The organism is Arthrobacter sp. Dra40 (genome assembly GCF_059091905.1).
Window position 1 is genome coordinate 1 of record NZ_JBNHHB010000276.1, and the last position, 5,770, is coordinate 5,770.

General features: G+C 67.0%; 8 protein-coding genes. 3 read left to right on the forward strand and 5 right to left on the reverse strand.

The features are described 5' to 3' along the window. Positions 1–606: DnaJ domain-containing protein (locus AC5RWT_RS33725; protein WP_494084024.1), on the reverse strand; the 606-nt coding region annotated here is incomplete at its 3' end. A gap of 73 nt (positions 607–679) precedes the next feature. Continuing rightward, on the reverse strand, positions 680–1,693 hold the full coding sequence (hrcA, locus tag AC5RWT_RS33730; protein WP_494084018.1) for a heat-inducible transcriptional repressor HrcA: 1,014 nt from the start codon (positions 1,691–1,693) through the stop codon (positions 680–682). Positions 1,694–1,843: 150 nt separating this feature from the next. Here hrcA and AC5RWT_RS33735 point away from each other — a divergent pair, with 150 nt between their 5' ends. Further along, on the forward strand, positions 1,844–2,686 hold the full coding sequence (locus AC5RWT_RS33735) for a DUF3097 domain-containing protein (RefSeq protein ID WP_494084019.1): 843 nt from the start codon (positions 1,844–1,846) through the stop codon (positions 2,684–2,686). 108 nt (positions 2,687–2,794) lie between these two features. Next, entirely contained in the window at positions 2,795–3,217 is a 423-nt protein-coding gene (locus tag AC5RWT_RS33740) for a DUF4870 domain-containing protein (protein ID WP_494084020.1), read from the forward strand. Between the two features lie 13 nt (positions 3,218–3,230). Here the strand turns inward: AC5RWT_RS33740 and AC5RWT_RS33745 are convergent, their stop codons facing one another. After that, the gene (locus AC5RWT_RS33745; RefSeq protein ID WP_494084021.1) at positions 3,231–3,716 is read right to left on the reverse strand and encodes a DUF4188 domain-containing protein; all 486 of its coding nucleotides are present in this window, start codon (positions 3,714–3,716) and stop codon (positions 3,231–3,233) included. Between the two features lie 54 nt (positions 3,717–3,770). Between AC5RWT_RS33745 and AC5RWT_RS33750 the strand changes: the two genes are divergently transcribed. Continuing rightward, positions 3,771–4,397, forward strand: coding sequence for a TetR-like C-terminal domain-containing protein (locus AC5RWT_RS33750; protein WP_494084022.1), 627 nt, complete (start codon positions 3,771–3,773; stop codon positions 4,395–4,397). Here the strand turns inward: AC5RWT_RS33750 and hemW are convergent. Then, a complete protein-coding gene (gene hemW, locus AC5RWT_RS33755) occupies positions 4,345–5,574 on the reverse strand; it encodes a radical SAM family heme chaperone HemW (protein WP_494084023.1) in 1,230 nt (409 codons plus the stop codon). The two genes, AC5RWT_RS33750 and hemW, sit on opposite strands and share 53 nt — an antisense overlap. Before the next feature lie 44 nt (positions 5,575–5,618). Beyond that, positions 5,619–5,770: hypothetical protein (locus AC5RWT_RS33760; protein WP_494084025.1), on the reverse strand; the 152-nt coding region annotated here is incomplete at its 5' end.

The following is a 5,770-nucleotide window of genomic DNA, read 5'->3' on the forward strand; positions in this document are numbered from 1 at the left end:
GCACTCGTTGCAGGGGTCCGGGATGATCGTGCCGAACCCCTGGCAGCTGCCGCAAGCGGCGGTGGTCATGACCTGGCCCAGGATGGACCGGACGGCGCGCTGGACCTGGCCGGAGCCGCCGCAGATGTCGCAGGTCCGGGGGCTGGTACCGGGGCGGCAGCAGCTGCCGTCGCAGGTGGGACAGACGACGGCGGTGTCCACCTCGATTTTCTTGTTGACCCCGAAGACGGCGTCCTTGAGGTCGATGCGCACATTGATCAGGGCGTCCTGGCCGCGGCGGGTACGCGAGGCCGGGCCCGCGCCCCCTGCCCCGGCACCGCCGAAGAAGCTCTCGAAGATGTCCTGGAAGGCGAAGCCGGAACCAGAGAACCCACCGCCGAAACCGTTGTCGTTGCCGTTTTCGTTGCCGGTGGTGTCGTAGACGCGCCGCTTCTGCGGGTCGGAGAGCACCTCGTAGGCATGGCTGACCTGTTTGAACTGCTCAGCGGCCTCGGGGCCGGGGTTGACGTCCGGGTGCAGTTTCCGTGCCAGCTTGCGGTAGGCCTTTTTGATTTCCTCGGTGGAGGCGTCCTGGCTGACACCGAGGGCGTCGTAGTGGTTGGTCACCTTGTAGTACTTCACTTCCTGGGGATCGGTTCACCGGCGCCGACGGCCGGTGCGGACACTGCGCAGCCTGTTGCTAGCCGGCAAGGATCCGTGACAAATAGCGGGCGACAGCGCGTACTGCGGCCATCGTGGTGGGATAGTCCATGCGGGTGGGGCCGAGAATGCCGACCTTGGCGGTGGCGCCCGGGCCGTAGCCGGTGGCCACAACCGAGGTTTCGGCCAGCGAACCGTAGGGGTTTTCGCGGCCGATGCTCACCGACATGCCGCGGGCATCCTGGTGCAGTTCCGAGAGCAGCTGCAGCAGCACCACCTGCTCTTCGAGGGCCTCAAGGATGGGCCCGATGCTCAACTGGAAGTCCACCGTGGAACGGGCCAGGTTGGCCGTGCCGGCCATCAGGATCCGTTCCTCGTTCGTGGCTGTGGCCAGCTGTGCCAGCTCCGAGGACAAGGCCGCAACAATCCCCGCCTCCGTTGGCTCCGCCGGCACCGGGGAGGCCTTCAGCAGGCCGGGCACCTGGGTGAGCGGTTTCCCGGACAGCGCGGACAAGAACGCGGTGCGCAGCGTGGCCAGCGTCTCCTCCGCGACGTCCGCGGGCAGCGCCGCGACATGCTGCTCCACCTTGCCGTTATCCGCAATCAGCACCACCAGAACCCGGCGGGAACCCAGCACAACGAACTCGATGTGCCTCACTCTGGCAGCACCGAACTGCGGATACTGGATCACCGCCACCTGGTTGGTCAGCTGCGACAACAGGCGAACGGTGCGTTCCATGACATCGTCGAGGTCGTCGGCGCCGTCCAGCAGCTTCTGGATGGCGCGGCGCTCCGGGGCAGAGAGCGGCTTGACGTCCGAGATCCGGTCCACGAACAGGCGGTAGCCCTTGTCCGTGGGAATCCGGCCGGCACTGGTGTGCGGGGCAACGATCAGCCCGTCTTCTTCCAGCGCCGCCATGTCGTTGCGGATGGTGGCCGACGATACGCCCAGGCTGTGCCGGTCGACCAGTGCCTTCGAGCCCACCGGCTCCCTTGAGTGCACGTAGTCTTCGACAATGGCGCGGAGCACTTCCAGCCTCCGGACCTCACTCACTGCACCCCTCCTGTCTTCGACTCGTCTGCGGACCGAGTGTTAGCACTCAACACGTCCAAGTGCTAAGTCTAATACGTCGGCCGCGTTGTTAGCATTGTCTTCGCCGCGGTGCCGTGAGCACCTAACTACCCGCGTAAGGACTTGAAGCTAATGAGCAGCTACGGCTGGGGCCCCCAGGATCTCACCGCGCCGAAGGCCCGGGCGCTGCGCGAAATCGGGGCCGAGCCCGGCTTGGTGCTGGAGGACGCTCAGAGCGGCTGGGTCGGGGCCGTGGTGCGTGTGGAGAAATCCGGCGGCGTGCACTTGGTGTCGCTGGAGGACCGCCGGGGCAAGCTCCGGTCCTTCCCGCTGGGATTCGGTTTTCTGTTCGAGGGCGAGCCGGTAAAAGTGGTCCCGGCGGTGCCTGCGGCGAAGGCACCCGTCCGCCAGCGGACGGCGTCCGGTTCGGTCAAGGTCGAAGGACAGCGTGCCAGGGTGGCGCGGGCCAGCCGGATCTGGGTCGAAGGCAAGCATGACGCCGAACTCGTGGAAAAGGTCTGGGGCGATGACTTGCGGGTGGAGGGTATCGTCGTCGAACCCCTGCACGGCGTAGACGATTTGGCCGCTGCCGTGGAGGACTTCTCCCCGGGCCCGCAGCGCCGGCTCGGCATCCTGGTGGACCACTTGGTGCCCCATTCCAAGGAATGGCGAATTGCCGAGGCCGCCATGGCCGTGCCCGCGGCCGCGGGCAACGTGCTGATTGTGGGCCACCCCTACGTCGACGTGTGGCAGGCCATCAAACCTTCGGTCATCGGCCGGGCCCAGTGGCCGGTGGTTCCGCGCGGCACCGACTGGAAAACCGGCATCCTCGCCGGTCTCGGTTGGCCGCACCGAACCCAGATCGACGTTGCCGACGGTTGGAAGAGGCTGCTGGGCAGCGTCAACACCTATGCGGACCTGGAGCCCAGCCTGCTGGGACGGGTGGAAGAAGTCATCGATTTCCTGACGGTCTGAGCCGGTTCCGCCGGCTCCTGCGCCCGCAGAATGCACCGGGTAACGGCGCAGAACAGCTAGGCTAGGAACAGAAGTGAGCCATCAGCAGATTTTCCGAAGGTAGGTCCAGTGTCCGAGAACTCTGCTCGTAAGCAGCAGCCGGAGCGCAAGTCCGCTCCGCGCCAGCAGTACCAGAGCGCGTCGGCATCCGCTTTGCCCCTGACACCTTCCGAGGACCGGCAGTGGGCCACCATGGCGCACTTCGGCGGCATTCTGGGCTGCTTCCCGTCGCTGGCCATCTACCTGATCTTCAAGGACCGGGGCCCGTTCACAGCCCAGGAATCCAAAGAGGCCCTGAACTTCACGGTGCCGCCCACCGCGGTGGCCATCATTGCGAACCTCTTGATCGTTATTCCGGCGGTCAGCGGAATCTTTGCGGTCATCGCCGCCGCCATCTGGGTCTTCCTGACGGTCAACTCGGTGATTGCCGGCATCAAGTGCAACCGCGGCGTTCCGTACCGCTACGCATACAACCTGCGCCTGTTCCGGTAGCCCCGCCGCCCTTCTACTGCGCCTGCCGCGACAACCGCTGGCGGGCCGTGTTCATCCCCGCTCCCAGGGGGACGTGGGCGGTGGCGGCAGCCAACCCGAACCGCGGCATGTCGCTGTAGACACTCTCCCGCCCGCCCGGCACCATCTCGTAGGTTTCGTGCCAGACTCCGACGTCACCGCTGCCTGCCGATTCCCGCATGAACCGCCGCCATGGTTCCAGGTGCGGTGCCGAGCGGTCGGACGCGAACCGCTGCAGGTGTCCCGGGCTCTTCCAGTAGCTGACCAGAATAGTGGTGCGCCCGAGCCACTGGTGGTAGCCCAGCAACCCGGCTTCCGGCGCTGCCGCCAGGTGGGCCAGCATCGGGGGCATCGCGGACGCGACACGTGCGACCTTGCCCACCTTCCACCACCGGTTGGCGCGCATCCCGATGAGGAAAACCGTGACCGGCTCGCTGCCCGGGTCTGCGGTGAAGCGGCCTGTGAGTACTTGCTCCGACATGATTGCGCCCTTTCATAACGTTGTTATGAAACAGTGTTATGGAATACTGGTGCCATGGCAAGACCCCTGGTCCACGATGATTCACTGCGCCGCAGGCTCCTCGACACTGCCGCGGGCCTGGTGGCCCGCGACGGCGCTTCCGCTGTCTCGCTCCGGGCCATCGCGGCGGCGGCCGGGACCTCCACGACGGCGGTGTACTCCCTGTTCGGCGGAAAGGCGGAACTGCTGACCGCAATACTCGACGACGGCTTCGCCTCGTTTGCGGCGTCCCAGCAGCGGGCCGCTCCCGACGGGCTCGAAGCGCTGGGTTGGGCCTACCGGGCCTGGGCGGTGGAGCATCCGGTCCTCTATGGCCTGATGTTCGGCGGATCATTGGCCGGCCAGGTACCGTGCCAGCCAACACCCGGTGCCGCGGAACCATCGATCGCGCCGCTGTTTGCCGCCGTGGCCGCCGCCCTGCCCGGAGCATCGGCCGACGACGTCGCGTCCATGGTCGCGGTTGTCTGGGGCCAGGTCCACGGTCTGGTCTCACTGGAATTGGCAGGCGCGCTGGCGGCGGGGTGGAGCTGGGACGCGGCCTACGGGGAGGCCCTTCGGCGGATCGGCCGGTCGCTGGAGACCGGCGCGTTCAGTCCTCGAGCAACCGCCGCACCACGGCGTCGGCCAGCAGACGTCCCTTGAGCGTGAGCCGGATCGTACCGGCGAAGGCGGCAGCCGGGTCGACCAGGGCATCGGCGATCAGTCCCGCCACCGCTTTCCTGCCGTTCGGACCCAAATCCCGCGTGTGCAGGCCGTCGGTAATGCGGGTCTGGAGCATGATGTGTTCCAACTGGCGGGTGGCAGTGTCCAGCGTTTCGCGGCCGGCTGCCGGTGAGACTCCGGTGGCCAGGCGCTGGGCGTACGCCGCCGGGTGCTTCACGTTCCACCACCGGACGCCGCCCATGTGGGAATGCGCGCCGGGGCCGGCCCCCCACCAGTCGTCCCCGCGCCAGTAGGCAAGGTTGTGCCGGCAGCGGTCTGCCGCCGTGCGCGACCAGTTGCTGACTTCATACCATTCGAAGCCTGCACCGCCGAGCCGCGCATCAGCGACTTCGTATTTGGCGGCGTGGTCGTCGTCGTCGATGCCGGGCACTTCGCCGCGGCGTATCTGCGCGGCGAGCTTGGTCCCGTCCTCAACGATCAGGGCGTAGGCAGAGATGTGGTCCGGCTCGCAGGACAGGGCGGAGTCAAGGCTGGCCTCCCAGTCGGCCATGGATTCCCCGGGCGTGCCGTAAATCAGGTCAAGACTGACGTGCAGCCCCGCTTCGCGGGCCCACTGCACCGCCTGCGGCACCCGCTCCGGGTTGTGCGTGCGGTCCAACACCTTCAGCACGTGCGGCACGGCCGACTGCATGCCGAAGGACACCCGGGTGAAACCGGCGTCGGCCAGGATCTTCAGCGACTCGGGCGTGACCGAGTCAGGGTTGGCTTCGGTGGTGACCTCGGCGTCCGGAGCCAGGCCCCACAGGGCTGCAGCCCGTGTCAGCATGGCTGCGAGATCAGCCGCCGGCAGCAGCGTGGGTGTTCCGCCGCCAAAGAAAACGGTGGAAAGCCTTCGCTGCGGCAAACCCGAGTCGCGCAGCACCCGCGCGGCCAACTCCAGCTCCGTGTTCAGCGTGCCGGAGTACTCATCCTGGGACGCGCCGGATCCAAGTTCCTTGGCGGTGTAGGTGTTGAAATCGCAGTACCCGCAGCGTACCCGGCAGAACGGCACGTGCACGTACAGGCAGAACGCTCGGTGTTCGGCCCCGTCCGCTGCCTGCGGCGGCAGCAGACCGTCGGCCGGCGCCGGATCCCCTACGGGCAGAACGCTAGGCACTGAGGCGGGCCTCCGCCGTCGTTGTTGTTACACGCACTGCGGTACTACTTCTTTGCCTTGTCCTTGGAGTCATCGGAGGAGAGCGCGGCAATAAAGGCTTCCTGCGGGACCTCCACGCGGCCGACCATCTTCATCCGCTTCTTGCCTTCCTTTTGCTTCTCCAGCAGCTTGCGCTTGCGGGAGATGTCGCCGCCGT